The following is a 25,917-nucleotide window of genomic DNA, read 5'->3' as shown; positions in this document are numbered from 1 at the left end:
TATGGATTTCTACTGCTTGATAATTAAACTATTTTTTAATCTTCATCTTCTTCATCGTCATCAAAAATACTTCTACGTTCTTTCATGAATTCTTTGTGTAATGCTACCGTTTTAATTTGATGATTCTCAACATCAATTACAACCCATTTGTCATATTCAGTGTCTACGTAATCATCTTTTTCAATTTCTGGTTTATGTGCTTGTAGCCATCCACCGATAGTATCTATATCATCTGAATCTTCAAATTCAATTCCGAACTTTTCTTCAAGTTCTGATAAAGTTACACGACCATTAATTTGGTAAGTATCTTCGCCAGTCTTAATGATGTCATTTACCTCATCATCATCAAATTCGTCTCGTATTTCTCCAACAATTTCTTCTAGAATATCTTCCATAGTAATGACACCAGCAGTGCCACCGTACTCATCGATTACTAATGCCATATGGACATGATCTTTCTGCATTTTCACTAATGCATCACTGATTCTCGTAACTTCGTGAATAAGTGGTAAATCATGTATATAGCTATTAATTTTAATTGAGTTACCAGAAGCATATTCTGTTAAAAATTCTTTAACGTTAATAAAGCCTTTAATATGGTCTTTATCGCCATCTTCAGAAATTGGATAACGTGTATAATGATGTTCGTTTATAATTTCTAATAATTCTTCGATATTAAATGGTTCAGTTAAAGTAACCATTTGCGTTCTAGGTACCATGATATCTTTGGCTAATCTTTCATCGAATGAGAAAATATTTTGCATATAAGCTAATTCTGTATGGTTAATTTCACCACTTTGATAGCTTTGAGTCATGATAAGCTTTAGTTCTTCTTCTGACATTGCCTGTTCTTCGTTAGTAGGTTGAATACCTATTGCTCTTACTAAAATACGTGCTGTTCCATTCATAGACCAAATTAATGGCTTCATAACAATACCAAAGTAATATAGCGGTCTACCAAAAACTAGTGTTAATCTTTCAGCTTGTTGTATAGCAACCGTTTTAGGCGCTAATTCACCAACTACAACATGAATAAATGTAACAATTAAGAAACTGATTACGATGGAAAAAGTTGTTGTTAATGCATCTGGTAAACTAAAGAAATCTAGTACTGGATGAATAAGTACTTCAAATGTTGGTTCACCAATCCAACCTAATCCAAGTGATGTAACTGTAATACCAAGTTGACATGCAGATAAATAATAATCTAGTTCTTTTACCATCTTGTGAACAATCTTAGCTGTTTTACTACCTTCAGATATCAACTGTTCAATTCTAGTCATACGTACTTTAACAAGTGCGAATTCAGATCCTACAAATACCATTGTAAATGCAATTAATATAAAGAATACAATAAAGTTCATTATGGTCGAAATTTCCAATTAGTTCCCTATTTCTAGGGATTCACCTCCAAATATTTTGCGGTGACACTATGGTCACCTTTTTATTACGTTTTTCTATAGGTTTTATAATAAAATATGAATTTAAAACTAAATCCTTCCCATTGAGTGTCACCTCCCCCGATATTAGCATATTATTTCCAGTATATCACAATTTAATCTCAATTTAAATATTCTATAAAAGAATAGGCTTAGCTAAATGCTTCATTATAAATTCAGAACTTACTTGATTAAAAGCTTCAGGCTGATCAATATTACATACATGACCAGCTTCTTCTATTATTTCTAAAGAGAAATTTTCATTCTCTTTAACTAGTTTCTCAACTGGTGGCATAAATAAATAATCTTCCTCACCCATTATAAATAAAGTTGGAATATCTCTCGTAGCAACTTGTAAATGGGCTAAATATGGATTTACTAGTTTTGTCAGCTTAACCCATTTAATAAAATGTTTTTGAGATACTTTTTTAGCTTCGTTCACAAACCTAAATCTTGATTCTTCATGTGCTTTTTTCGGCATAATAATGTATGCAAAAAGTTTATAAAGTAACATGTAAGGTACAAAATTCATTATTGTACGTCCTACAGCAAGTAGAAACTTTGTTCTTAAATTCACATTTATAATGGCTCCGCCTAACACTAAAGTTGAAATTTTTTCTGGATAAGATTCAGCCATTGCTTGACCAACTATTGTACCTAGACTCATACCAATAATATGAGTTTTATCAATTTTTAAATAATCTAATACATCTACAACTTCTTTCGCCAGATGTTTAAAAGAATCATTTTTCTTCCATTCTTTATTTGCAGATTTTCCGTGGCCTCTCAAATCAACTAATAAAATATTAAAATGCTTTCTATAATATCTCATCTGCTTAAACCAAATCGAAGAACTACCACCTGCTCCATGTAATAATGTAACCCACTCTGATTCATTTGATTTTATTATCGTCTTGTAATATAACATTTTTCGCTCTTTCCTTATATTTACCATATTCTTCTTAATGAGAATATTTTAAATTAATCATATAAAATATTCCCTGAGAATTCAATTTTAAACACGTGATTTTAGTATCATACTTTTGACTGAGACGAATGTATTTGTATGTTTACAATACAAAATTATTTATAGACCACCTATATTCACACAAGTTGGAAGAAGTGTAAGCATGGGTATCTATATTCACACAAGTTGGAAGAAGAGTAATCATGGGTACCTATGTTCACACAAGTCAGAAGAAGTGTAAGTATGGATATCTATATTCACACAAATCAGAAGAAGTGTAAGCATGGGTATCTATGTTCACACAAGTCAGAAGAAGTGTAAGCATGGGCATCTATGTTCACACAAGTCAGAAGAAGTGTAAGCATGGGTACCTATATTCACACAAGTCAGAAGAAGTGTAAGCATGGGTATCTATATTTACACAAGTTGGAAGAAGAGTGAAAGGTTCTTATAAAAAAAAGAGCAGAATTTCATTTTTACAATGAATTTCTGCTCTTTTTTGATTTTATTATTCAGCTTCTTCAACCATTTCTAATTGTTCTTGAGTTAATTTTGGTTTAAGTAATCCGTACATTATGGCAGCTACTAATGCTCCAATTACTACTGCTAATAATGTTTGTAGTACGTGTCCAAAGTCAGTTGCAAATATTACGAATATTCCTCCGTGTGGTGCTTGAATACTTGAACCTAATCCTAAAGCAATTGCACCACCGATTCCTGAACCTACCATCATTGATGGTATTACACGTAATGGATCTGCTGCTGCGAATGGAATAGCACCTTCAGTTATAAAGGATAATCCCATTACATAGTTTGGAATGATTGAACCTTTTTGTGCTTTTGTAAATTTTCTTCTGAAGATAAGCATAGCTGTTGCGATAGCGATTGGTGGAATCATACCACCGACCATAGCTGCTGTTATTGCAGCTGCATTACCTTCTGTTAAGGCTGCTGTAGCAAATACATAAGCTGCTTTGTTAAATGGTCCACCCATATCAATTGCCATCATGGCACCTAATACTAAGCCAAGTAACACTATATTTGAACCTGATAAATTGTTTAATCCATCTAATAATAAATTATTCAACCAAGATGTTGGTGGATTTATAACATACACCATTAATAGTCCAGTTAATGAAACTGATAATATTGGATAAATTAAAGTTGGTTTTAAACCTTCAAACATTTGAGGTAGATTTTTAAATGCATATTTAACACCTTCAGTTAAATAACCTGCAAGGAAACCTGCAATAATACCACCTAAGAATCCTGAACCACCGGCTACTGCTAACATACCACCGACAAGACCAGATGCGAATCCTGGTTTATCAGCAATACTTCGAGCGATAAAACCAGCTAATATAGGCACAATTAATTGGAATGCACTTTCACTACCAATAGCCCATAAATTTGCGGCGAATTCATTGTATTGGTCACTCTTAGGATCAAATGAATTCTCTCCAAATAAAAATACAATTGCCATTAATATACCACCAGAAATTACAAGTGGTAACATATTAGAAACACCATTCATTAAGTGTTTATAAATTGTTTTAGATACACTTTGCTTTTCATTGCTTGTAGAACTACTTTGTTTTCCACCTTTTGCAACAAATGGTTTACGTGAAGTATCTTGTGCCATATTTATAAGTTCTTCTGGTCGTTTAATACCATCAGCTACTGGAACTTGCACAACATTCTTACCATCGAAACGAGCTGTTTCAACATGTACATCTGCAGCTACAATAATACCTGAAGCTTTTTCAATTTCTTCGTCTGTTAAATGATTCTTAATACCACCTGAACCATTTGTTTCTACTTTAATAGGAACACCCATTTTTTTAGCTTGATTTTTCAAAGAATCTGCAGCCATATAAGTATGTGCAATTCCTGTAGGACATGCAGTTACTGCTAACACTAATCCTTCTTCTTGAGAATCTGTTCCATTAGATGCAACTGCTGGTTCTTCTGATTGTTCGTCCGTTGCTTCGTCATCATGCTTGTTAATAATGTTTAATACTTCTTCTTCATTTTTTGCTTGTAATAATTCTGCTCTTACATCTTCGTCCATTAAAATTCCAGAAAGTTTTGCTAATGCATCTAAATGCGTTTGAGCACCACCTGCAGGAGCTGCAATCATAAAGAATAAGTGTGCTGGTTGCATGTCTAAAGATTGATAATCAACACCATCAATCGATTTACCAAATGCAATAGCTGCTAATTGAACGGCATCTGTTTTTGCATGAGGAATTGCTATACCTTCACCAATACCAGTCGTACTTTGTGATTCTCTACTATGAATTGCTTCTTTAAAAGTAGCTTCGTCACTTAATTTACCTGCTTTATTTAACTGTGTAACAAGTTCATCTATTACTTGATCTTTACTAGTAGCTGATAAATCCATTGCTATCGTTTCTTTAGTCAATAGTTCAGTAATTTTCATTTTAATGACCTCCTTATTTTAAATATGTTTAATAACCACTTCTGAAGTTATTTTTTCTATATCTTGATATTCTGCTAAATCAGCATTGAAAGCTGTTGCCGTTCCACAACTTACTGCTAATTTAAAAGCTGATTCTATATCTTTACCTGTCTCTAATCCAGCTACCATACCTGCCACAGTGCTATCTCCAGACCCGACAGTATTGACCACTTGTCCATTTGGAACAATTGCTTTTAATTTTGTAGTATTATCTACATAAATAGCACCTTCTCCACCAAGTGATACAATCACAGCTTGTGCACCTTCTTTTAATAATGACTGAGCACATTCTATAACTTCTTGGTCCGTATCTATTTGCTTATCAAATATTTCTTCTAATTCTGTCTTGTTAGGTTTCACAAATTTAGGTTTATAAGCAAGAATAGATTTCATTAAATCTTTTTCAGCGTCTACTATTAAATTTGCTCCGGTTTCTTTAAGTACCTCTGCAACTTCTTGGTAAACGGGTTTTTTAAGTGTACTTGGAACACTTCCAGCAATAATCACTGTATCTTCTGAATTTGTTCTTCTCATCTTAGTTAAAAACTGTTCATAATGTTCTGGTTCAATATTTGGTCCAGGTCCATTAATTTCTGTTTCCAGTCCAGATTTTAGCTTCACATTTATTCTAGTATCATCTTGTACTTCTACAAAATCTGTTAGTATGTCTGATTTAGCGAGTGCATCTTTGATGAACTCTCCAGGGAACCCTCCAACAAATCCTGTAGCTGTGTTATTGACGTTTAACGTTTTAAGAACTCGAGATACATTAATCCCTTTACCACCAGCAAATTTATTTGTCTCATGCGCTCTGTTCAATTCACCAACTTCAAATTGATTAGTAAACATCACATAATCAATTGATGGATTAAACGTAACTGTGTATATCATCATAGTCCTCCATTAATATTATATTTTTCTTTAAATTGATCGAAATTACTAATAGTTTGAATTGCTTTTTCAGAAGTCAGTATTTCTATTGATTTTTCATAAGTTACTTCTGCAAACGAGACTTCATTAAATTTAGAATGATCAAGTAGAACATACACTTGTGATGCTAAGTGGATAGCCTTTTCTTTCATTTCAGATTCATTCGGATCTGGTGTTGATAATCCGTAGTTTAAATCAATTCCGTTTATACCTATAAATGCTTTATCAAAACGATATCTTTCAAGTGATTTAACTGCATTTACGCCTATATTGGCAAATGTAGTTGATTTTACTTCTCCACCAGTCATATAGACTGGAATCCCTTTTTCTAATAATGGTCTCACATGTGTTAAACCATTTGTAACTACTATAATGTCTTGTTGTGTAATAAATGGAATCATTTCTAAAGTAGTTGTTCCAGCATCTAAGTAAACAGTATCTCCATCAACAATAAGACTTGCTGCTAAACGAGCAATTTCTTGTTTTTCATCTTGAAATCGTAATTCCTTGTCGGTCATATTTCTTTCTTCATGACGCTTCGCAATTTGAGTAGCACCACCATGAACTCTTTTAAGTAAACCTCTTTGTTCAAGTTGCGATAAGTCTCTCCTAATCGTAGAAGTACTTGATTGCGTTAAATTAATAAGTTCTTGCAGTGTAACCGTTTCCCGTTGATTAATCTCATCTATAATTAATTGGTGTCTTTCAGTCGTTAACATACAATCTCCCCTGTTCAATTTTAAATAATAAAACGTTTTCATTAAAATGTCAATCACAATCAATCACAAACATTCAAAATCAATCAAAAATTTTTTTCAAATTTATAAGTTCAAATATTTTATGCAGAAAAAGATTACTGTTATACTTCTTTAGTATATTTTTAGGAGGAAAAACATGAATAATTTAAAAGAAAAGCTATTTAATCTTATCGAAAATAAAGAAAGTGAAATGATTGAAATTAGAAGACATTTGCACCAACATCCAGAATTATCATTTGAAGAAGTTCAAACTGCTGACTATATTAAATCATTTTATAAAGATAAAGACGTTAAAGTGACTCAACCTTTAGATGATGAATATGCAATAATCGTTGAAATAAATGGCGGACACGAAGGACAAACAATTGGATTAAGAGCAGATTTCGATGCTTTACCAATCGAAGAAGAAACAGATGTTCCATTTAAATCAGAAAATGAAGGCGTTATGCACGCTTGTGGACATGACGTACATACAGCATATTTAATGGGACTTGCAGATGCATTAATTGAAATTAAAGAAGAATTACCAGGCACAGTTAAAATAATTCACCAACACGCTGAGGAAAAACCTCCTGGTGGCGCTAAAGCAATAGTAGAATCAGGTGTACTAGATGATTTAGACGAAGTTTATGGTATTCATATTGTGCCAGTAGCTGGACCAGAATTTATTGGATATAATAAAGGACCCTCTTTCTCAGGAAGTTCTACATTCAAATTGACTATCAATGGTTTAGGTGGTCATGCTGCCAGCCCACATAGAACACATGATGCTTTAATAGCAGGAACAAATTTTGTAAACGCTATTCAAACAATCGTATCAAGACGTATCGATCCTTTAGATATGGGTGTTGTTACAATCGGAGCATTTGAAGCACCTGGAGGCTATAACGTTATTCAAGATAGTGTCACAATTAAAGGTACAGCAAGATATTTAAATCCAGAACTAGAAGAAACAATGTATCAAGAAATTAAAAAAATTGCAGACAGCATAGCAGTAGGATTTGATATCGAATATGACCTAGATTATCAATATGGTTATCCAGTACTTTATAACCATATAGAACAAACAGAAAAAGTAGCTGAAATTTTATCAGAAAGCAAAGGAGATTACTTCCAACAATTAGTTGAAATCCCTCAAGTAACAGGATCAGAAGACTTTGCTTATTATTTACAAAAAATCCCTGGTTCATTTTATATCGTAGGAAGCAAACCAGAAGGCGTAACCGAGCCATATATGAATCATCACCCTAAATTTGATGTAAATGAAGATTGCATGCTCGTAGCTGCCAAATCACTAGCTGAAATTACGTTAAATAGATTAGAAAATAAATAGCGGTAGATCTATTGCTGAGGTTAGGTATTGATTACACTTCTTCTGAGTTGTGTGAATATAACTAATGAACAACATAATTAAAAATTATTAAAAACAGGCTGGGACTTTCAAAAAGTCCCAGCCTGTTTCGTTATATTGTGAGTAGCTAATCGATTTGTAGTTCTTAGGGTGCGCTTACTAGCAGAATTCTGAATTATGCTACTTAGATACTACCTCTTACGGACATTTCTCAGAATTATATCCCTTACAGCACCTCTAACCTCTATATAAACAACTATAATATATCTTCGCCACGTGATGCGACGTATATATCAAACCATTCTTGGTCAGTTAGTTGTAACTTAGTTGCTTTAACCGCTTCATCTACTCTATCTATTTTGCTTGATCCTACAATAGGCATTACGTTTGATGGTAATTTTAATAACCAACTATATACTACTGTACTAACACTCACATTATATTTGGAAGCTAATGGTTGTATAACCTCTAATATGCGTCTAGATTTTTCGTCGTTAGCATCAAATATTTTACCACCTGCTAATGGGCTCCATGCCATCACTTTAACGTCATGTTGAAGCATTCTATTTAATGTACAATCTTCTATATTTTCTAGTTGATATGGTGATACTTCTACTTGATTGACTGAGATATGTGACATTTCTTTTTTCAAACTTTCATTTAACAACTCATATTGATTACATTTAAAATTAGAAACGCCAAATGCTTTAATTTTACCTTGATCTACTAGATGCATTACTGCTCTTGTCATTTCATCTGGGTCCATTAATGGTGATGGGCGATGTATAAGTAATGTATCTATATAGTCTGTTTTAAGATTTAATAGAGACTGATCAACCGATTCAATAATATGTTCATAACTTTGATCATATCGATGCCCTATGTTTTTAGGTTTATTTTCATTCGGCAAAATAATGCCACATTTAGTTACAATTTCAAGTTTCTCTCTTAAATTCGGTGTTAGGGCTAGTGCATCACCAAATAAAGATTCACACGTATAGTTACCATAAATATCTGCATGGTCCATCGTCGTGATACCTCTATCTACAATTTCATGTAAAAAATCATTCAACTGCTGATTACTATATCCCCATTCATTTAATCTCCAAAATCCATGTACAATTCTTGAATAACTAACATGTTTATTTATACGAATACGTTCCATCCCATCATCTCCTATGAAAAATTCAACATATCTAATTTATTACGTAAATGCGCTTTATCTAGCTCTTCTCCTATTATGACAATAGTTAGTGGCATATTCATTATTTCTGGTTCGTATTGAGGAACCCCAAATGCATATTGAAATAAATAGGTTTGTTCTGGTTCTTCATCAAATTTAAGAAACCCCTTTATTCTAAGTATAGAATCAGGTAACTGTCTCAAAAACTGAATTAATAATTGCATATCTATTGGTCCACTAAATGTATAGTTCATTGACTGAATACCGTGATGATGACTATGTTTGCCTTCAATAGATAACACTTCATTCACAGGTATTTCAATTCCATCTATATTTGAGTAATTCGTAAAGTGAAGTTTAGGTTGATGCTTAAAAGAAAGTAAAGATTGTTCTAGTTCTTCTCTTTCATTTGCTGATAACGCATCAGATTTATTAATAACGACAATATGTGAATACAACATTTGTTCTTCCATTAAATGTTTCGTTTGTTTAGTATATCGTGTTCGTTCTAAGTATCTTTTACCGTCCATCACGCCGATAATTGAGGGCATTTCAACTTTATCAATTAAAGTTGGATTTTGACATGCATCTACCACCTCAACAGGATGCGCAATTCCAGTAGCTTCAATTAATACTAAATCAGGATTCTCTTTATGATATAAATTATGTAAGACTACTTCAATATCATCTTTTAATGAACAACATATACAGCCATTTAATAAGCTTTGAGTAGAAACATCATCACCTAATAATTTACTATCGACATCAAAAGAACCAAATTCATTCATAATAATTGCGACTTTTTGTCCGGAATCTTTTGCTTTTAAAATCAACCTTTGAAGTAAGGTTGTTTTACCACTTCCTAAAAATCCCGTCAAAATTGTCACAGCCATTTTGTTTTTATTTTCATTTCTTTGACTCATGTTCAAACCACCTTTCTGTAATTATATGATATAACCTAATAAACTACAAAGACTTCAAATTTATACGTTGTTCCACCTTATAATTCGTACATTTAATCCACATATTTTTAAACATATTTACAAACTAAATTTATTCATTATATAATGAATAGGAAGCTTATAAAAATATGAACCATTGTATTTGTAGTTTGGGGGAAAGATTATGGCGGATAATTTAAATATCCAGAACCAATTGTGTTTTAATTTGTATAATGCACAGCGACAAGTCAATCGTTATTATTCAAACAAAATTTTCAAAGAGTACAACATTACTTATCCACAGTATTTAGTACTAACCGTTTTATGGGAAACCGAACCAGTCAATGTCAAAAAGCTAGTAACTGACTTAGCCTTAGATACAGGAACAGTATCCCCTCTATTAAAAAGAATGGAAAATTTAGACCTCATTAAACGTGAACGTTCTGAATTAGATCAAAGAGAAGTATTTGTTCATTTAACAGAGAAAAGCAAACAAATGAAACAACATTTACACCAAGCATCTCAACTTATTCAAGATGTATCTGAATTAAATGATGAAGAAACAAAGCAACTCAATTGCTTATTACAAAAATTGATAAACAATGTAGATAAAATTAATCATGAGAAATAGAAAACCCAGGACATAATGTCTTGGGTTTTTTCATTTCACACTAACTGCTCATTATAATGGATTACATCATACAAATATCCTCGGTCTTCTATTAATGTTTCATAATCACCTTGCTCTAGAATTTCTCCTTCATTCATGACAATAATATGATCGAAGTTTTGTAAATATTTTAAGTTATGCGTAACAATGATAATTGTATCTTCTTTATTTAATAATACATTCATAATGTTTTCTTCGTTTTCTTCATCAAGAGAAGCAGTTGGTTCATCAAGCATCCAGATTTGTGCACTTCTTAATAGTAATCTTGCCATTGATAACCGTTGTCTTTCTCCTCCAGAGATATTTTCTGCATTTTGTGTTAAATGTTGGTCTAAATCTAAATAGCTTAAGTTTACTGTTGATAATGCTTGTTTCATTTCTTTATCTTCAGCTTCATTTAATAAATTCTCTCTCACTGTGCCTTCAAAATAATGATTATGTTGCAACATTGTATTGATTTCGTCTACATATGCTTCTTTATTTATTCGTGATAATAATGCTCCGTTATGGGATAAAGCACCTTGATTCGCACTATATAATCCCATTAGTAAATTGAGCAATGTTGTTTTACCTGAACCTGATGGACCAATGATTGCAACATTTTGCCCTTTTTGGATATTAAAGTCTATATTTTTTAAAGTTGGTCTTTCTTGAAAATCATATTTAAAAGTTAAATTTTCGGCATTAAATAAAGCTTTATTTACTACTGAACTTTCATCTGTTTCATCAAATGATTGATTAATGACTTCTTCGATACTTTGAAGACTTCTTTCTGTATCTGCTTTATAAAATGCAACGTTCGTCATAGGAATTGCTTGTTCAAACAATGTTATTGTAATCATTAATATACTTGCAAAGAATACTGCATTTAATACGCCATCTTGAATTTGCCATATGCATAAGATGGTCATACACCATATACTTACCATTGAAGATAAGTTCAACATAAAATCATACGTACTTAAAAATTTCTGTTCTTTATATTTTTTCTTTTCATATTGATTTTGTTTATTTAATACTTTTTCTTTAAAAGGTAAAAATTGCTGAAATCTTTTTAATTCTGAACGACCATTTTCGAAATCAAAATATTCTGCTACATAGTCCTCTTCACTTTGTTGAACTTGCACCGCGAGAATATTTGCTCTTTTTGCTGATAAATATGGAATTAAAATAACTGAAATAAACATTGATATACCAATGATGATACCGGCATAAATGTTGAAATTAATCATAACTAAAATCGTGATTACAGTCGTTAAAATAATGACAATTGGTGGATAATAGACTCTTAGTAATATATTTTGTAATCGCTCGACATTATTAACCATTTGAGTAAGCAAGTCACTTGAACGATATCTTCTAAACACGTTTGGAACGATTGGTATTAAATGATTAAATAAATCCACCCGTATATCTCTTAACATTGTAAAAGTAGATCTATGTGAATATAATCTTTCGAAATATCTAGTTATCGCTCTAACAAAACCAAATAATTTAATCGTTACGATTAAAATCATTAAAGCATATAGTGGTGTTCCAAGTGCACTTTTAGAAATCATATAACCACTTAACGCAAACATACCTAAGGCGGTCAGCATACCAAAGACACCTATTATAATAGATAGATAGAAATCTTTATCAAATTTTATAGATAATCTTTTCATTGTATGACACCACCTTTTCTAGGCAAATCTATTTCATGAACCTCTCCATTAAGTACTTCAATATAGTGAGTGGCATATTTCAGAACTTCTTTTCTATGTGCTATTGTTATAACTGTTTTTTCATGCGCAAATTGATTAACTGAATCAACAATAAGCTGCTCTGTTTTTATATCTAATCCTGTTGTAGGTTCATCAAAAATAACAACGTCTGGATTAAGCAATAGCAACCTTGCAAGTTCTATTCTTCTCATTTCTCCACCAGATAACAATTCGTATCCATCACCTATCATTGTATTGATACCTTTAGATAATTGAGACACTTTTTCCGTAAGACCCACTTCATCTAATACATTTAATACATGATGCTCATCATATTTTAGGAACATCGTGACATTTTCGAGTAAAGAAGCGCTAAAAATGTAAGGTCTTTGGGACAGATAACCAATTTTTAAAGGTTTCTTATAACTGATGTCACCTTTTTTGGGACTCAATTCATTTAATAACAATTTAATCAATGTCGATTTACCTGCACCACTCGGACCTATAATTGCAGTATGACTATTTCCTTTTATATTTAAGTTAATATTTTCAAAAGAAAAATCGTCACGCTTAGGGTAAGAAAAAGATACATTGTTAAATTGAATAATATCTTGATTGTCCATATTTGGATTAATTTGAATAGATGATTGTTTCGTTTGTTCTTCGTTATTCATTTCTTCTATCATTTCTATATAGCCTTCACTTTGTTTACCAGTGTGAAATGCCTGTCCTAAATCTTTAATCGCATTATAAAATTCAGGTGCTAATAATAATGTCGTAATTGCTACAACAAATGATACATCATGGAATACGATGAGTCTCAAACCTACCTCTAATGCAACAATACCTATACCTAGCATTGAAATAAATTCCAACATTAATCCAGATAAAAAAGCACTCTTTAAAATTTCCATCGTTAAATCTCTAAATGAAGTACTAGATTTGTGAATTTTTTCAGTCGTTTGATTTGTTCTATTAAATAGTTTTAATGAAACAAGTCCTTTCGTTAAATCTATGAACTCACTTGCAAAACGATCTAAAGATTGCATTTGATCTTTCGCTTTATCACGTGTTCTCAAACCAAACACAATATAAAACAATGGAATGAACGGTGCAGTAATCATCATAATTACAGCGGCCGGCCAATGTATGAAAAATAAAGTGATAATAATAACAATTGGGATAATGGTTGATTTAAAGACTTGAGGCAAATAGGATTCATAAAATGGATGTATACCTTCAACTACTTCTGTTAATATTGTGACTTTTGATCGTTTTGTATCTTTATCCATCAATTTATTTCTTACATCTTTTTTAACTTTAAAAGAAAGTTTCTGACCGGATAATTGATTCAAATAGTTAAAGCATGCTCTTAATAACAGCACAACTAATAATATCGCTAGCCATAAGTAAAGCTGCTCATACTTTGATTTAACAACGAGCATTTGATTTATAATTTTCCCTAAATATATATTTTGAAATATGACAGTTAAACTAAGTAATAATGATGCTAAAAACATAAAAATTTGCAAACGTTTATACTGCATACTGTACTTTGTTAATTCTTTCACAATCTCACCACCTTTTTCTATTATAACGTCTTTAATTAAAAAATAAACTAAAATGTATTATTAATTATTCACATATTATTATGTAATATTTGGTACAATAATGATACAGTGATTGTCTACTGATAACCACAGACTTTCAGAAAATTTGAGGAGCTAAAATATGATTATAATCGAATTAATAAAAGCAATAATTTTAGGTATTGTAGAAGGTTTAACGGAGTTTGCGCCAGTTTCATCTACAGGTCATCAAATATTAGTAGATGATATGTGGCTAAAGTCTACATCATTTCTCGGAAGTGAATCTGCATTTACATTTAAAGTTGTCATTCAATTAGGCTCTATTCTTGCAGCAGCATGGATATTTAGAAGTCGATATATAGAAATGTTAAATATTAAAAAGAATGAACAGAAGAAACATCGATTAAAGTTATCACACATTATTGTTGGTTTAGTACCAGCTGGAATACTTGGTTTATTATTTGATGATTTTATAGAGGAGCATTTATTTAGCGTTCCAACCGTTTTAATTGGTTTATTGCTAGGTGCTATCTATATGATTGGAGCAGATATTTATTCTAAGCGTGTTCCAAATCCACATAAAGTAGACGATATGAACTATCCAAAAGCGTTTGTTATTGGTTTATCACAAGCGATTGCTTTATGGCCAGGATTTAGCCGTTCAGGTTCTACAATTTCAACAGGTGTATTTTTAAAATTAGATCATAAAGCAGCTTCTGACTTTACATTTATTATGGCAGTTCCAATTATGTTTGCTGCCAGTGCAAAAGCACTTTTAGGTAATATACAATTTATCACTTTAGATCAAATACCATTTTATATTGTTGGCTTTATTGCATCATTTATATTTGGTCTTATATCTATCAAATTATTCTTAAAACTTATCAATCGTGTCAAATTAATACCCTTTGCTATTTATCGAATTATCTTAGTTATCATTATAGCTATTGCTTATTTCGGTTTCGGTATTGGCCAAAACATAGGTTAATACTTAGATACTACAGTTTGAAGTCGTTGTTAAAGGGTATTTAAATAAGATATATAATTAGAAATTAATACGGAGGAATGACTCATGAATGATAAAGTAAAATTAATCGTCAATACACTACCATTAGTACTAGTACCATTAATTAAAGAACGTAAAAAAATCAAAGAACACCCAGATGTGAAAAACGTAACTGAAACAACAGTTGACCTTTCTCATAAAGTTAAAGATAAAACGATTGAAACAAAAGATAAAGTTGCGGAAAAATCACAACCTGTTAAATCTTATGTTGTCCAAAAGAAACGTTTACACGACTATAACAAACAAATGAAACAACCATTTAAAGAAGAGAAAAAAGAGGAAAAAGAATTGCAAAAACAAATTGACCACCTAGATAAAAAACTACAAAAAAATATTGATGAACGAAATAAAGAAGAAGAAAAAGCGCGTAAAGAAAACAAAAAAGACCGTATTAAAGAACTAGAGTATTATCAAAAGCTTGAAAAGAAACAAGCGAAAAAAGGCGAAAAACTTGAAAAAGAAAATAAAAAAGATGTATCTAAGCTAGATAAGAAGCTACAAGATAATATCGAAGCACGTGAAGAAGAAGAGCAAAAGTTAGAAGCTGAAAACAAAGAACAACGTATTAAAGAAAACAAAAAGTATCAAGAAAAAGAAAACAAACAGAAATCTTCTGAAAGCACTCAACCAAAATCATTAGCTGATGTTAGTTCAAAACAAGCTAAGCCGAATATTCAAGAATTAGTTAACGAACGAGTTAGAAATGAGAAAAAAGAAAAATCAAGCCACAAACTATTTAATCAACATAAAATATCAATGGAACAACATATCGATCAGTTTCCATATGACGAACATACAGTTGAACATAAAAAATCTAAAAAAAATTTACGCCGTAATAAATGATTAATCGAATCATTATAGATGGGGATGCATGTCCAGTTACGGATGATGTCATACGTATAACTCAAGATACAGACATCTCCGTTCTGATAATAAGAAGTGTTAACCATTTCTCTTTAAAAGAATACCCTGAAAATGTCTCAACCACTTATGTAGATCATGGTGTAGACAGTGCTGACTTTAGGATTGTTAAACTAACAAAATCAAGCGACATCGTTGTCACACAAGATTATGGACTTGCGAGCCTTATATTAAATAAAGCGCAACACGTTATTCATCATAAAGGTTATGAATACACAACAAACAATATAGAACAGTTGTTAACACAAAGACATGTTTCAGCACAAGTACGACAACAAGGTGGTAGAACAAAAGGACCAAAAAAACTTACTCAAGAAGATCATTTAGTTTTTTCGGAATTTCTAACTAACCTCATAAAATAAGACAATGTCAGTTTGTGACATTGTCTTATTTTATAGATAAAGCTTTTCCCGACTAACGGGCAAGACTTTGTGAACTAGCTCATTACAACTTAATATATTATCTACTTTATCTTTCTATGAGCTGGCTTTTAGCTTTCTCTAAATTAATATTATCAGTATTTTTCATTTGTTCTAGTTCTATACGCATTTTGTCTGTTTCTAATAAATAATTTTCATGTTTTATTTTTTCTAGTTCTAATTCATCTTTAACTCGTTGTGATTTAATTTTTTCGATTTTAACTGCTTTCGATTGATGATTTTTGACAAGTCCGGCTGTAGTTGAAATGAGCACGATAAGTACTACCATTAGAAATACGTCCAATTGATAGACCCCCTTTAAAATAAATGGAATTCTCTATTTAAAATCATTATACTACATATGTGAAAGGAGTAATATATATGAAAAGAATTGCTGTATTTTGTGGAGCTAGTAAAGGTAACGACCCTATCTACACAGAACAAGCTTATGCGTTAGGTAAATACTTAGCAGAAAACAAATATGAATTAATTTATGGAGCTGGTTCGACTGGGATGATGGGTGCTGTAGCAAATGGTGTATTAGACCATGATGGGATTGCAATAGGTATAATGCCTAGATTTTTAGGAGAACGTGAAATAGCACATGAAAGCTTAACTGAATATCATGTTGTGGAAACGATGCATGAAAGAAAACAAATGATGTCTGATATGGCTGATGCATTTGTCATGTTACCGGGTGGAGCGGGTTCATTAGAAGAATTTTTCGAAATATATACTTGGTCGCAAATAGGTTTACATCATAAACCTATTGCCGCATTGAATATCAAACAATTTTTCAATCCTTTATCCTCAATGATTGAACACTTGATTTCTACTGGATTTGTTAGTAAAGACTATAAAAATTTAGCTATTATTAAAGATGATATTCAAAGTATGTTTGATTCAATGAAAGTTGCTCAACCTGTTAAACTTCGTGATTATCAAAAGTAGCATGAAATGATTTTTCATCATAAACTTCAATAGCATTTAATATAAAGAGGGCTGTCGTTACACCGACACCTTCTTTTTTAATTCCTTTAAATGTTCCATCGTAAACGACAGTTGACCCACACGATGGACTATCACTTTTTAAAATAACTGTTTGGGCATCTAAGTCCTTTATTATAGAAAGTGCTCTTTTGGCGCCTTCTTTAAACTGATGCGTAACATCTTGGCCAGTTACTGTCATAACCTTAGCTTGATTATTCCAGACATCATAGCCATCTCCTCCAGTAATCTCTGCAGGCTCTCTCGGCACTTGAAGTCCGCCTAGTATTTCCGGACAAATACTTATCGCCTTTTTTTCATCTATTAAATTCTTATAAAATATATCTAATTTATGATTGCCGTCGTATCTTACTTGTTCACCTACTAAGCATGCACTAATAACGATCATATAATCTTCTCCTTATAACACTTTATGATATAAAACGTGAGCCGCTAATCGTTCATCATGTACCACTTTAGGATGTAAGAAATCTCTAATATGCTCCATTTCTAACTTTTCCATCACTCTTCTAGAAGGTTTATTAATTTCAGATGTAAAGCTATAAACTTCATCAATACCTTGCTCTTTTGCGTAGGTTAAGACAGCTTCTGCCGCTTCAGTTGCCAAACCATTTCCCCAAACATCTTTATCAATTCGCCATCCAATTTCATAAAAAGGCAACTCAGGAAAACTCAATTCACTACCCTCTGGTATATAGTTAAGCCCTACCATACCTATGAAAGACTTTGTTTCTTTTAATTCCACAGCAAATAAACCAATCTCATGTTGGTCAATAATCGCTTTCATTTGATCAACAACATTTTTAGTTGCATCATAACTTAGTATATCTGGAAAGTATCTTCTCACTTCGGGATTAGCATTCATGCTTTGAAATTTAGCTACATCCTCGTCTTTCCAATTTCTTAGTATTAAACGTTTTGTTTCAATGTAATAACTCATTTTCTTCACCCAACCTTTATCAAATTAAAAAAAGGATGTACTATTATTTTAGCACATCCTTCTAAAAATTATGACCTTACTGAACTTCTAATGTGAAATCTCTTACCAGTTGGGCCTTCTATACTAAACATTCCACCTTTACCATCTACAACATCTAACTCTAAGTTAGTATGTTTCCAATATTCGTATTGCTTCTTGTTCATATAGAAAGGTACACCTTCAATTTCACCTAACTTCACATCTACATCTCCAATAATCAATGTTCCTTCAACAAATAACATTGGAGAGCTACCATCACAGCATCCACCTGATTGATGAAAAATAAGATTTTCACCATGTGTCTTTTTTAAATCTCTAATGAGTGATTTGGCTATTTCTGTAGCAGTGACTTGTTCAGTCATTTAGAACAGTCCTGCTGGCTTCTCGTCATAACTAACGAGTAAGTTTTTAGTTTGTTGATAATGATCTAACATCATTTTATGGTTTTCACGGCCAATACCACTCATTTTGTATCCTCCAAATGCCGCATGTGCTGGATAAGTATGGTAGTTATTTACCCATACACGACCTGCTTGGATACCTCTACCAAAACGATAAGCTTTATTTTGGTTTCTTGTCCAAATACCTGCACCTAGTCCATATAAAGTATCATTTGCCATTTCTAATGCTTCGTCGTCATCTTTGAAAGTAGCTAATGATAAGACTGGTCCAAATATTTCTTCTTGGAAAATTCTCATATCTTGAGTACCTTTAAATATTGTTGGTTCAATATAGAATCCATTTTCTAAATCTCCAGATTCTTCACGAACGTTACCACCAACTAATACTTCTGCACCTTCTTGTTTACCAATATCTAAATAACTTTTAATTTTTTCAGATTGTTCTTGAGAAGTTTGTGCACCAAGCATTGTTTCAGTATCAAGTGGATTACCTGTTTTAATTTGTTTTACACGTGCTATACATTTTTCGATAAATTTTTCGTAAATATCTTCATGAACTAATGCTCTAGAAGGACATGTACATACTTCACCCTGGTTTAATGCGAACATGACTAAACCTTCAACAGCTTTATCTAAGAAGTCATCATCTTCATCCATAATGTCTTTGAAAAAGATATTTGGTGACTTACCACCTAATTCTAGCGTTACAGGAATTAAGTTTTGACTTGCATTTTGCATGATAATACGACCTGTAGTTGTTTCGCCAGTAAATGCTACCTTATTAATATCTTCATGAGTTGCTAAAGCTTGACCAGCTTCTGCACCAAAGCCATTTACTACGTTTATTAACCCTTCAGGTAATATATCTTGAATTAATTCCATTAAATGAAGAATAGATACAGGCGTTTGTTCAGCTGGTTTAAGAACAACAGCATTACCCGTTACAATCGCTGGCGCCAATTTCCATGTTGCCATTAATAATGGGAAGTTCCACGGAATAATTTGACCAACTACGCCGATTGGTTCTTTAAAATGATAAGCTACAGTGTCATTATCAATTTGTGAAATTGATCCTTCTTCTGCTCTAACTACACCAGCAAAATATCTAAAATGATCTACAACTAATGGTAAATCTGCTGCTAGACATTCTCTAATCGGTTTACCATTATCAAATGTTTCAATTACAGCTAGTTCTTCTAAATTTTCTTCTATACGATCAGCTATATCTAAGAGTAATTGCGAATGTTCAGCAGGTGACTTTTTAGCCCACTCAACTTGTGCTTTATGTGCTGCCTTTACCGCTTCATCTACATCTTCTTTAGTTGAACGCGGCATTTTAGCATAAACTTCACCAGTTACCGGAGATCCATTATCAAAATACTCACCGTTTTTTGGATCAACCCATTTACCACCAATAAAGTTTTGATACTTATCTTTTACTTTGTATTTTGCATTTGTTGCAGTTGGATATTCAAAAGCCATATTAAAACGCCTCCCTTAAATTGATTACATATTAATTTTAATTGACGCAAGCGCTTTCATCAACTAAAAAGCATTTTACAATATTAATATAAAATTATATAAATAGTTACAAATATCACTGTACACATTTCAGATAATTATTTGAAATATGATATTGAGAAATGAGATTTAATAAATTCAGAAGTGCTATTTATCATGTTGAGCCAGTCTTGATAAGTTCGGGCTCTCTATTTATCATGTTGTGCTTCACTAGCAATATTCAACCGCTCTATGTTGCTTGTTTGGCCTGTCTTGCAATGTTCAGTCGCTCTATGTTGCTAGTTGGACCTGTCTTGCAATATTCAGCCGCTCTATGTTGCTTGTTTGGCCTGTCTTGCAATATTCAGCCTCTCTATGTTGCTTGTCGACCCTGTCTTGCAATGTTCAGAATGTTCAGCCGCTCTATTTATCATGTTGGGCTCATCTTGCAACATTCAGCCGCTCTATGTTGCTTGTTTGGCCTGTCTTGCAACATTCAGCCGCTCTATGTTGCTTGTTGACCTCGACTAGCAATATTCAGTCGCTTCAATCTCCCTCATATTCATTACATTTCCACTCATTCCACTTTCAAACATAAAAAGACACCTCTAAAGTTGGATTTAAATTCCACTTTAGAGGTGTCTTTCATTCTACTTTCATTGTTGTCTTAGCTATAACGTTTCCACCTGATAAGACTTCAACGTCTACTTCATTATCAGCTTCATTGGCGATTTTAGTTTTGAAATACCAATCTGTTACTCCGTTATTAATTTTAGGATTTACTGAATCAGATACGCCTGGTGCTTGTCCATTAAACATCCCAACTTCTTGTCCATCTTTATTCTTAATGGATAATTGAAATTTTTGATTAACTAATTTTGATTCGTCTACATGTACTGTTATTTCGAATTTCTCTTGTTTTTGAACAGATGTTGGCATATCGAATTCACTTTGATTTCCTTGATTTCCTTGATTATTACTATTACTACTTGTTGATGAATCATTACTGTCACTATTTGATTCGTTACTTTGTTTTTCATCAGTAGCGCCATAACTGCCTGATGCATATGTGGAAGCATCAAACCATTTATAACCTTGCTTTGGTGTTCCCCAAGGTTCTTTCTCAGCTTCACTACTATTTTCAGGTTCTTCAAAATTTAATAATGGTGTCTTGTCATCTAGTTGTATATCCATTGAAGAAAAGTCTTTATTATCTTCTTTGTTATTTAACCATTCAACAATTTGCATTATCATTTTTTGATTATCTTCTTCTTTAAAGCCATCATATGTTTTCTTAGTTTCACCGTTGTCTTCACGTTTATATTTTGGAGATTTGTCTTCTACCATTGAAGAATCTCCTATAAATGCGCCTTTACCTTCTCCAGCTTTACTAATTGCTATATACGCACCTTCATCTTTTCCGCCGCCATTATAAATGCCTTGGTCGACTGCGTGATTCCATGCATCATCTTTCGATAAATTTGGAACAAATGCTATACCTTTTGCTTTATTAGGATCCGTAATTGCAATGGTAGATCCTGCATGCATTGATACCGCATTAACACCTTTTGTAATTCCAAAGCTATCTTTTTCATCAGCTAAATCATCTACTTTTATATTTCCTAAAGCATTATATCTGAATCTTAAACCAAATACTTCATTTAAAAAGTCTCTACTTTCAACGCCATTCATTTTTTCAGAAGCACTTTCTTCAGAAGTCATACCTTTTGTAGGATTATCAAAAGCCCCTCTTCTATAGCCATTCATTACTTCAGATGAGTCATATCGATTAAAGTTTCGATCAGCATTATAATGATCACTAACCATCAAAATGCTTCCACCAGACTTCACATATTGCTCAATAGCATCTTGTTCACTGGCTTTAAGAGGATTATTTGCTTCAGGTATTACAACTAAGTCATAATTTTTCATTTTGTTATATTCTAATAATTGATTAAATCCTAAGTCTGTCACTTCATAGTTCTCTTTCGTCAATGCATCAGCAAAATCAGAAAATCCACCATTAATAACCCAATCTGCACTGCCTGCAGTTTGACCGTGAGCACTATCAAAAAGTACTTTACCCTTTATATCATCACTGTTTGGTGATAGAACTATTTTTCCATCTTTTCCTTTGTCTTCACTAACATTATTTGAACAACCAACTATTACAAATGCCATTAATCCTATTAAACTAATCATGATGATTTTTGATTTCATTATAATCTCCTTATGTATAAAACAAACCCCTAACAACTCATTATGTTAGAGGTTTGTTCATATTCTATGCTCTTCTAATATAAGTCAACAATTTAACTGTTACAGGGTCTGTATCATAGTCTTTAAATCCTCTAGGAACTTCAATCGTTGCATCAATTATATCATTAACATCATTAAATCGATATGTTACTTGATTAACGTTAGATTTACGATCGAAAACAACTGCTTCTGATGGCCAACTTCTCACTTCACCTGTTGTTACTTTCAAAGTACGACCAGTTATATTCTCGATTTCTTTGCCTAATTCTAATAATGTTATTTTCTTTCCTTCTATGAGAACAAATTCTTTTTCATGCACGATAACATCCCTCTTTTCAAATAATCATTTATAGTTTATTCCCTAATACAATTCAAACTAAACCAAACCTATATATTCAATTTAAAAGATTTAACTTTGTCAGACGCATCATCATATGTAGATGTCTTACTCACGCCGCCATGAATATTGAATGTTGCACTATTATCTTTAATTGCTTGATACACTTTTTTAGAAATAGGAATAGATTTTAAACTTTTAGTCTTTTCACCTGGTTGATATTCATCAGTGTTTTCTTTAGATTTCTTCATATATTTCTCGTTATGAGAATCTGGTATAAATGAAGCATAGTCAGAACGTTGTGTTTGTTCTCCATGTTGGATAGATGCTGTGTTGTCATAGAATAACTTTTCATTTGTTGTATTTTCAGTTACGACTTCATACATGACAACATAACCATCTTTAGCTCCATTGAAAAGCAACACCTGACCTTCTGGCATATTATTCACTTGGAAAATCTGTAAATGGTCAATGCTTACTTTCATACCACTATCTTCAAATTGAAAATGTTTACCATCAATGTCATCTACTACTTCAACTTCACCATTTGTTGAAGTACGAATTGTATTAGGAAAAGGCTTTTTTGCTGATTGCTCTTTTTCAGTACTTGATGTTTCCTTTTTATCTTTAGAATCTTCTTTACTGCTCTTTGACTCTTCTGTATCAGATTGATTTGCTTTAACTTCATCTTTGAGTTTTTTCAACTCATCTTCTTTGTCTTTAATACTATCTTTTAATTTTTCATTCTCTTTTTCTAAAGACTTTTTATTTTTTTGATAATCTTTAGATGATTGTTCTAAAGACTTAATTTCTTGTTCTAAATTCTTCTGTTCATCATCATTGCCACATGCAGCTAAAATAATTGATGAGCTCACCATAAGTAAAAGTGCTTTCTTCATAGGTGTCGCCTCCTATATATAGTCTTAAATATTTTACCACACTACATGTAAGCTATCTATTGAAAACAAATTAGATACTATTTCCTAGTACTATCATTTCATCGTAATTAACGGATTCTCTTAATTTTATAGCCATTGCACGCCCAATTTTACCTTCTTCAGTTAACTCATTAATCATTTCTCTTTGAATTCTTAAAGCGTATATTTCCATTTCTGTATAGACAGCTGAATGGTTACCTTTAAAATGATTAGGTGTTAATCTTTCAACTTTATTTAAATAAGAATCACAAACGATGCTAATTTCAAACTCATTATCATCATTCATTTCTTCAGTTAATCTTTTTACAACTTGGAAATGAACTTCTCTAGTTATATATCTCATCTCTTTTAAGTTTGCTTCAATTGAAAGTGAACTTGTTGCATTGACAAATGTTTTAATTTTTCTACGTCGAACAAATAACTTCACCATTAGTTTAACTTTCGTATACAGTGATGCATTCTTAAAGGTAGTTGAACGTTCAGTAATTTGTCTATAGTTATCAAATGTATTTTGTGAAATTTTATCATCTTTAATCAATTTATCTAACGTTCTAAATTCTGTATCAATAGCGATTCTTTGCATACGCTCTAATTCTTTAATATCTTCATCTTTTTCATCGTTCTCTCTTAAGAATGATAGTTGCATATGATAACTACGCGTAATTTTTCCGTAAATATAACTTGTTTCTTTGCTGTAAAATTCTTGTAAGTTCTCTAATGCACTTTCTATAAGTAAGATTTTAGCTTCATTAAACGTTAGTAAGCTTTGTTCTTTCGGTTTAGTTTTAGGCGTTACAAGTGGAAGTACTAATTGTGCTAATACTAAACTGATCAAAATAACACCTGTCGCTATAAATAGTAAATTATCTCTATAAATAAAGTCTGTGTGTTCGGATAATTTAAATGGTAGCATTAAAGCGATTGCCAATGAAATTGTACCGTGCACCCCACATATCGTCATAATAAATGCATATTTAAAACGATTCGGCTTATCTATTTGAGATTGTGGTTCTATATCTTTCCCACTATTTAACATTCTAGAAAATCTACTTTCAGGTAAGTAGAAATACGGGTATGAAATAAGCACCCAAATGAATCTAAATGTATAAACTAATGCTGCTACAAACAGTGTCATGCCAATAACATGCATTACTTCCTGTTTTGGTTCTTCTAAAATGTTAAATAATACTTCTGGTATTAAGAAACCTAATAAAATAAATACAAATCCATTTAATAAGTAACTTAATAAATCCCAAGTATGATTATAAGTAACTTGTTCCTTTGTAGTTGCTTGTGCAATTCTATCCTTTTCAACACCATGAATTAAACCAGCGATAACAGCTGCAATAATGCCTGATGAATGGAATGTTTCTGCAACGATATATACTAAAAATGGTGTTATAACCTGTATAAACGTCAACATATTCCCATTATTAATACCATTTCTAGTTAAGTAAACGCGCAACTGTACTACGCCATAACCAAGTATAAGACCAACAATTGCGCCTCCGACTGCCGTGATAAGAAATTGTCCAACTGCTCCTGTTAATGAGAATGATCCACCTACTAAAGCTGCTAAAGCAATCTTAAATGATAAGATACCTGCTGCATCATTTAATAAAGATTCACCCTCTAATATTGTCATAGAACCTTTTGGTAACATCTTACCTTTTGCAATAGCTTGAACTGCCACCGCATCAGTTGGAGAAACAATTGCACCAATAGCAAAACACGCTGCTAATGGTAGTTCTGGCCAGATTAAATGTAATAAGAACCCGACCCCTAGAACTGTTGTAAATACGAGTACAAGTGCCATTGACATAACGGGCTTTAAATACCGAGCTAAATGGACACGCGAAACTGAAATACCTTCTAAAAATAGTAATGGCGCGATAATGCCCACCATAAACACTTCTGATTCAAAGTTTAATTCAACTGGAATTGGAGATAGAAATATAACAAAACCAATAATAATTTGAACAAAACTTAATGGTATTTTAGAAATGTAATGATGAATAATTGAACTTAGGATAATTCCCATAATGAACCATAAGAAACCTTCGAATATGGCCATAG

23 protein-coding genes and 1 pseudogene are annotated in these 25,917 nt (G+C 32.1%); 6 read left to right on the top strand and 18 right to left on the bottom strand.

All coding sequences use genetic code 11. From position 1 onward, the window contains the following. Positions 1-35 precede the first annotated feature (35 nt). The 5 genes from LQ608_RS04730 to LQ608_RS04710 form a co-directional block, all read right to left on the bottom strand. The gene (locus LQ608_RS04730; protein ID WP_239734320.1) at positions 36-1,382 is read right to left on the bottom strand and encodes a hemolysin family protein; all 1,347 of its coding nucleotides are present in this window, start codon (positions 1,380-1,382) and stop codon (positions 36-38) included. Between the two features lie 193 nt (positions 1,383-1,575). Continuing rightward, entirely contained in the window at positions 1,576-2,367 is a 792-nt protein-coding gene (locus LQ608_RS04725; RefSeq protein WP_239750239.1) for an alpha/beta fold hydrolase, read from the bottom strand. A gap of 547 nt (positions 2,368-2,914) precedes the next feature. Further along, entirely contained in the window at positions 2,915-4,849 is a 1,935-nt protein-coding gene (locus LQ608_RS04720; RefSeq protein WP_239750237.1) for a PTS fructose transporter subunit IIABC, read from the bottom strand. 18 nt (positions 4,850-4,867) lie between these two features. After that, entirely contained in the window at positions 4,868-5,779 is a 912-nt protein-coding gene (gene pfkB, locus LQ608_RS04715; protein WP_239750229.1) for a 1-phosphofructokinase, read from the bottom strand. After that, positions 5,779-6,537, bottom strand: coding sequence for a DeoR/GlpR family DNA-binding transcription regulator (locus tag LQ608_RS04710; protein WP_239750227.1), 759 nt, complete (start codon positions 6,535-6,537; stop codon positions 5,779-5,781). The genes pfkB and LQ608_RS04710 overlap by 1 nt, the downstream gene beginning before the upstream one ends. 175 nt (positions 6,538-6,712) lie before the next feature. Here LQ608_RS04710 and LQ608_RS04705 point away from each other — a divergent pair, with 175 nt between their 5' ends. Next, entirely contained in the window at positions 6,713-7,909 is a 1,197-nt protein-coding gene (locus LQ608_RS04705) for a M20 metallopeptidase family protein (RefSeq protein WP_239750226.1), read from the top strand. A gap of 274 nt (positions 7,910-8,183) precedes the next feature. Here the strand turns inward: LQ608_RS04705 and LQ608_RS04700 are convergent, their stop codons facing one another. Next, entirely contained in the window at positions 8,184-9,092 is a 909-nt protein-coding gene (locus LQ608_RS04700) for an aldo/keto reductase (RefSeq protein ID WP_239750223.1), read from the bottom strand. 11 nt (positions 9,093-9,103) lie between these two features. Then, on the bottom strand, positions 9,104-10,033 hold the full coding sequence (locus tag LQ608_RS04695) for a CobW family GTP-binding protein (protein WP_239750218.1): 930 nt from the start codon (positions 10,031-10,033) through the stop codon (positions 9,104-9,106). A 202-nt stretch (positions 10,034-10,235) separates the two neighbouring features. On the opposite strand from LQ608_RS04695, the gene LQ608_RS04690 reads away from it, so the two are divergent. Beyond that, on the top strand, positions 10,236-10,682 hold the full coding sequence (locus LQ608_RS04690; protein WP_239750209.1) for a MarR family winged helix-turn-helix transcriptional regulator: 447 nt from the start codon (positions 10,236-10,238) through the stop codon (positions 10,680-10,682). A 35-nt stretch (positions 10,683-10,717) separates the two neighbouring features. Here LQ608_RS04690 and cydC read toward each other — a convergent pair whose 3' ends face one another. After that, positions 10,718-12,385, bottom strand: a complete 1,668-nt coding sequence (gene cydC / locus LQ608_RS04685) for a thiol reductant ABC exporter subunit CydC (protein WP_239750202.1) — start codon at positions 12,383-12,385, stop codon at positions 10,718-10,720. After that, positions 12,382-13,995 (bottom strand): ABC transporter ATP-binding protein/permease, encoded by a 1,614-nt coding sequence (locus tag LQ608_RS04680; protein ID WP_239750189.1) that lies wholly within the window; start codon positions 13,993-13,995, stop codon positions 12,382-12,384. Before LQ608_RS04680 ends, cydC begins: the two co-directional genes overlap by 4 nt. A gap of 160 nt (positions 13,996-14,155) precedes the next feature. Between LQ608_RS04680 and LQ608_RS04675 the strand changes: the two genes are divergently transcribed. The 3 genes and pseudogenes from LQ608_RS04675 to LQ608_RS04665 all read left to right on the top strand — a co-directional run bounded on the left by LQ608_RS04675 (position 14,156) and on the right by LQ608_RS04665 (position 16,362). Then, positions 14,156-15,001, top strand: a complete 846-nt coding sequence (locus LQ608_RS04675; RefSeq protein WP_239750183.1) for an undecaprenyl-diphosphate phosphatase — start codon at positions 14,156-14,158, stop codon at positions 14,999-15,001. A gap of 84 nt (positions 15,002-15,085) precedes the next feature. Next, positions 15,086-15,667 (top strand): annotated as a pseudogene (locus tag LQ608_RS04670) (hypothetical protein); the annotation flags it as partial. 254 nt (positions 15,668-15,921) lie between these two features. Further along, positions 15,922-16,362, top strand: coding sequence for a YaiI/YqxD family protein (locus tag LQ608_RS04665; RefSeq protein ID WP_170167652.1), 441 nt, complete (start codon positions 15,922-15,924; stop codon positions 16,360-16,362). Between the two features lie 106 nt (positions 16,363-16,468). On the opposite strand, the gene LQ608_RS04660 is transcribed toward LQ608_RS04665, so the two are convergent. After that, positions 16,469-16,723, bottom strand: coding sequence for a hypothetical protein (locus LQ608_RS04660; RefSeq protein WP_078357326.1), 255 nt, complete (start codon positions 16,721-16,723; stop codon positions 16,469-16,471). 77 nt (positions 16,724-16,800) lie between these two features. Between LQ608_RS04660 and LQ608_RS04655 the strand changes: the two genes are divergently transcribed. After that, positions 16,801-17,370, top strand: coding sequence for an LOG family protein (locus LQ608_RS04655; RefSeq protein ID WP_239750181.1), 570 nt, complete (start codon positions 16,801-16,803; stop codon positions 17,368-17,370). On the opposite strand, the gene LQ608_RS04650 is transcribed toward LQ608_RS04655, so the two are convergent. From LQ608_RS04650 to LQ608_RS04615, 8 genes are all read right to left on the bottom strand, one after another. After that, entirely contained in the window at positions 17,345-17,815 is a 471-nt protein-coding gene (locus LQ608_RS04650; protein ID WP_239749535.1) for a 2-thiouracil desulfurase family protein, read from the bottom strand. The two genes, LQ608_RS04655 and LQ608_RS04650, sit on opposite strands and share 26 nt — an antisense overlap. Positions 17,816-17,827: 12 nt before the next feature. After that, entirely contained in the window at positions 17,828-18,367 is a 540-nt protein-coding gene (locus tag LQ608_RS04645) for a GNAT family N-acetyltransferase (protein WP_078357323.1), read from the bottom strand. A gap of 68 nt (positions 18,368-18,435) precedes the next feature. Further along, complete coding sequence (locus tag LQ608_RS04640) at positions 18,436-18,768, bottom strand: DUF779 domain-containing protein (RefSeq protein ID WP_239750174.1); 333 nt, start codon at positions 18,766-18,768, stop codon at positions 18,436-18,438. Next, the gene (exaC, locus tag LQ608_RS04635) at positions 18,769-20,289 is read right to left on the bottom strand and encodes an acetaldehyde dehydrogenase ExaC (protein ID WP_078357321.1); all 1,521 of its coding nucleotides are present in this window, start codon (positions 20,287-20,289) and stop codon (positions 18,769-18,771) included. It lies immediately after the preceding gene. 663 nt (positions 20,290-20,952) lie between these two features. Beyond that, entirely contained in the window at positions 20,953-22,527 is a 1,575-nt protein-coding gene (locus LQ608_RS04630) for a GldG family protein (protein WP_239750173.1), read from the bottom strand. 64 nt (positions 22,528-22,591) lie between these two features. Then, positions 22,592-22,885, bottom strand: coding sequence for a hypothetical protein (locus LQ608_RS04625; protein ID WP_078357319.1), 294 nt, complete (start codon positions 22,883-22,885; stop codon positions 22,592-22,594). Positions 22,886-22,953: 68 nt separating this feature from the next. Further along, positions 22,954-23,802 carry an SA0632 family lipoprotein gene (locus tag LQ608_RS04620; protein WP_239750171.1) on the bottom strand — a complete coding sequence of 283 codons (849 nt, stop codon included), beginning with the start codon at positions 23,800-23,802 and terminating at the stop codon, positions 22,954-22,956. 70 nt (positions 23,803-23,872) lie between these two features. Beyond that, the gene (locus LQ608_RS04615) at positions 23,873-25,915 is read right to left on the bottom strand and encodes a cation:proton antiporter (RefSeq protein WP_239750169.1); all 2,043 of its coding nucleotides are present in this window, start codon (positions 25,913-25,915) and stop codon (positions 23,873-23,875) included. Positions 25,916-25,917: the final 2 nt, after the last annotated feature.

The sequence above is a fragment of the Mammaliicoccus sp. H-M34 genome (assembly GCF_022386495.1).
In the GTDB taxonomy this organism is placed as follows: Bacteria; Bacillota; Bacilli; order Staphylococcales; family Staphylococcaceae; genus Mammaliicoccus; species Mammaliicoccus fleurettii.
The sequence above is the reverse complement of the archived record's forward strand: the minus strand, read 5'-3'. Positions and strand labels throughout refer to the sequence as shown.

What these genes read in the sequence shown, in the direction of transcription:
- LQ608_RS04720 (WP_239750237.1), bottom strand. Translation starts at nt 4,849, where the DNA reads ATGAAAATTACTGAACTATTGACTAAAGAAACGATAGCAATGGATTTA.
- LQ608_RS04725 (WP_239750239.1), bottom strand. Translation starts at nt 2,367, where the DNA reads ATGTTATATTACAAGACGATAATAAAATCAAATGAATCAGAGTGGGTT.
- LQ608_RS04705 (WP_239750226.1), top strand. Translation starts at nt 6,713, where the DNA reads ATGAATAATTTAAAAGAAAAGCTATTTAATCTTATCGAAAATAAAGAA.
- LQ608_RS04695 (WP_239750218.1), bottom strand. Translation starts at nt 10,033, where the DNA reads ATGAGTCAAAGAAATGAAAATAAAAACAAAATGGCTGTGACAATTTTG.
- LQ608_RS04655 (WP_239750181.1), top strand. Translation starts at nt 16,801, where the DNA reads ATGAAAAGAATTGCTGTATTTTGTGGAGCTAGTAAAGGTAACGACCCT.
- pfkB (WP_239750229.1), bottom strand. Translation starts at nt 5,779, where the DNA reads ATGATATACACAGTTACGTTTAATCCATCAATTGATTATGTGATGTTT.
- LQ608_RS04710 (WP_239750227.1), bottom strand. Translation starts at nt 6,537, where the DNA reads ATGTTAACGACTGAAAGACACCAATTAATTATAGATGAGATTAATCAA.
- exaC (WP_078357321.1), bottom strand. Translation starts at nt 20,289, where the DNA reads ATGGCTTTTGAATATCCAACTGCAACAAATGCAAAATACAAAGTAAAA.
- LQ608_RS04690 (WP_239750209.1), top strand. Translation starts at nt 10,236, where the DNA reads ATGGCGGATAATTTAAATATCCAGAACCAATTGTGTTTTAATTTGTAT.
- LQ608_RS04650 (WP_239749535.1), bottom strand. Translation starts at nt 17,815, where the DNA reads ATGATCGTTATTAGTGCATGCTTAGTAGGTGAACAAGTAAGATACGAC.
- LQ608_RS04640 (WP_239750174.1), bottom strand. Translation starts at nt 18,768, where the DNA reads ATGACTGAACAAGTCACTGCTACAGAAATAGCCAAATCACTCATTAGA.
- LQ608_RS04645 (WP_078357323.1), bottom strand. Translation starts at nt 18,367, where the DNA reads ATGAGTTATTACATTGAAACAAAACGTTTAATACTAAGAAATTGGAAA.
- LQ608_RS04620 (WP_239750171.1), bottom strand. Translation starts at nt 23,802, where the DNA reads ATGAAGAAAGCACTTTTACTTATGGTGAGCTCATCAATTATTTTAGCT.
- LQ608_RS04615 (WP_239750169.1), bottom strand. Translation starts at nt 25,915, where the DNA reads ATGGCCATATTCGAAGGTTTCTTATGGTTCATTATGGGAATTATCCTA.
- LQ608_RS04675 (WP_239750183.1), top strand. Translation starts at nt 14,156, where the DNA reads ATGATTATAATCGAATTAATAAAAGCAATAATTTTAGGTATTGTAGAA.
- cydC (WP_239750202.1), bottom strand. Translation starts at nt 12,385, where the DNA reads ATGAAAAGATTATCTATAAAATTTGATAAAGATTTCTATCTATCTATT.
- LQ608_RS04630 (WP_239750173.1), bottom strand. Translation starts at nt 22,527, where the DNA reads ATGAAATCAAAAATCATCATGATTAGTTTAATAGGATTAATGGCATTT.
- LQ608_RS04700 (WP_239750223.1), bottom strand. Translation starts at nt 9,092, where the DNA reads ATGGAACGTATTCGTATAAATAAACATGTTAGTTATTCAAGAATTGTA.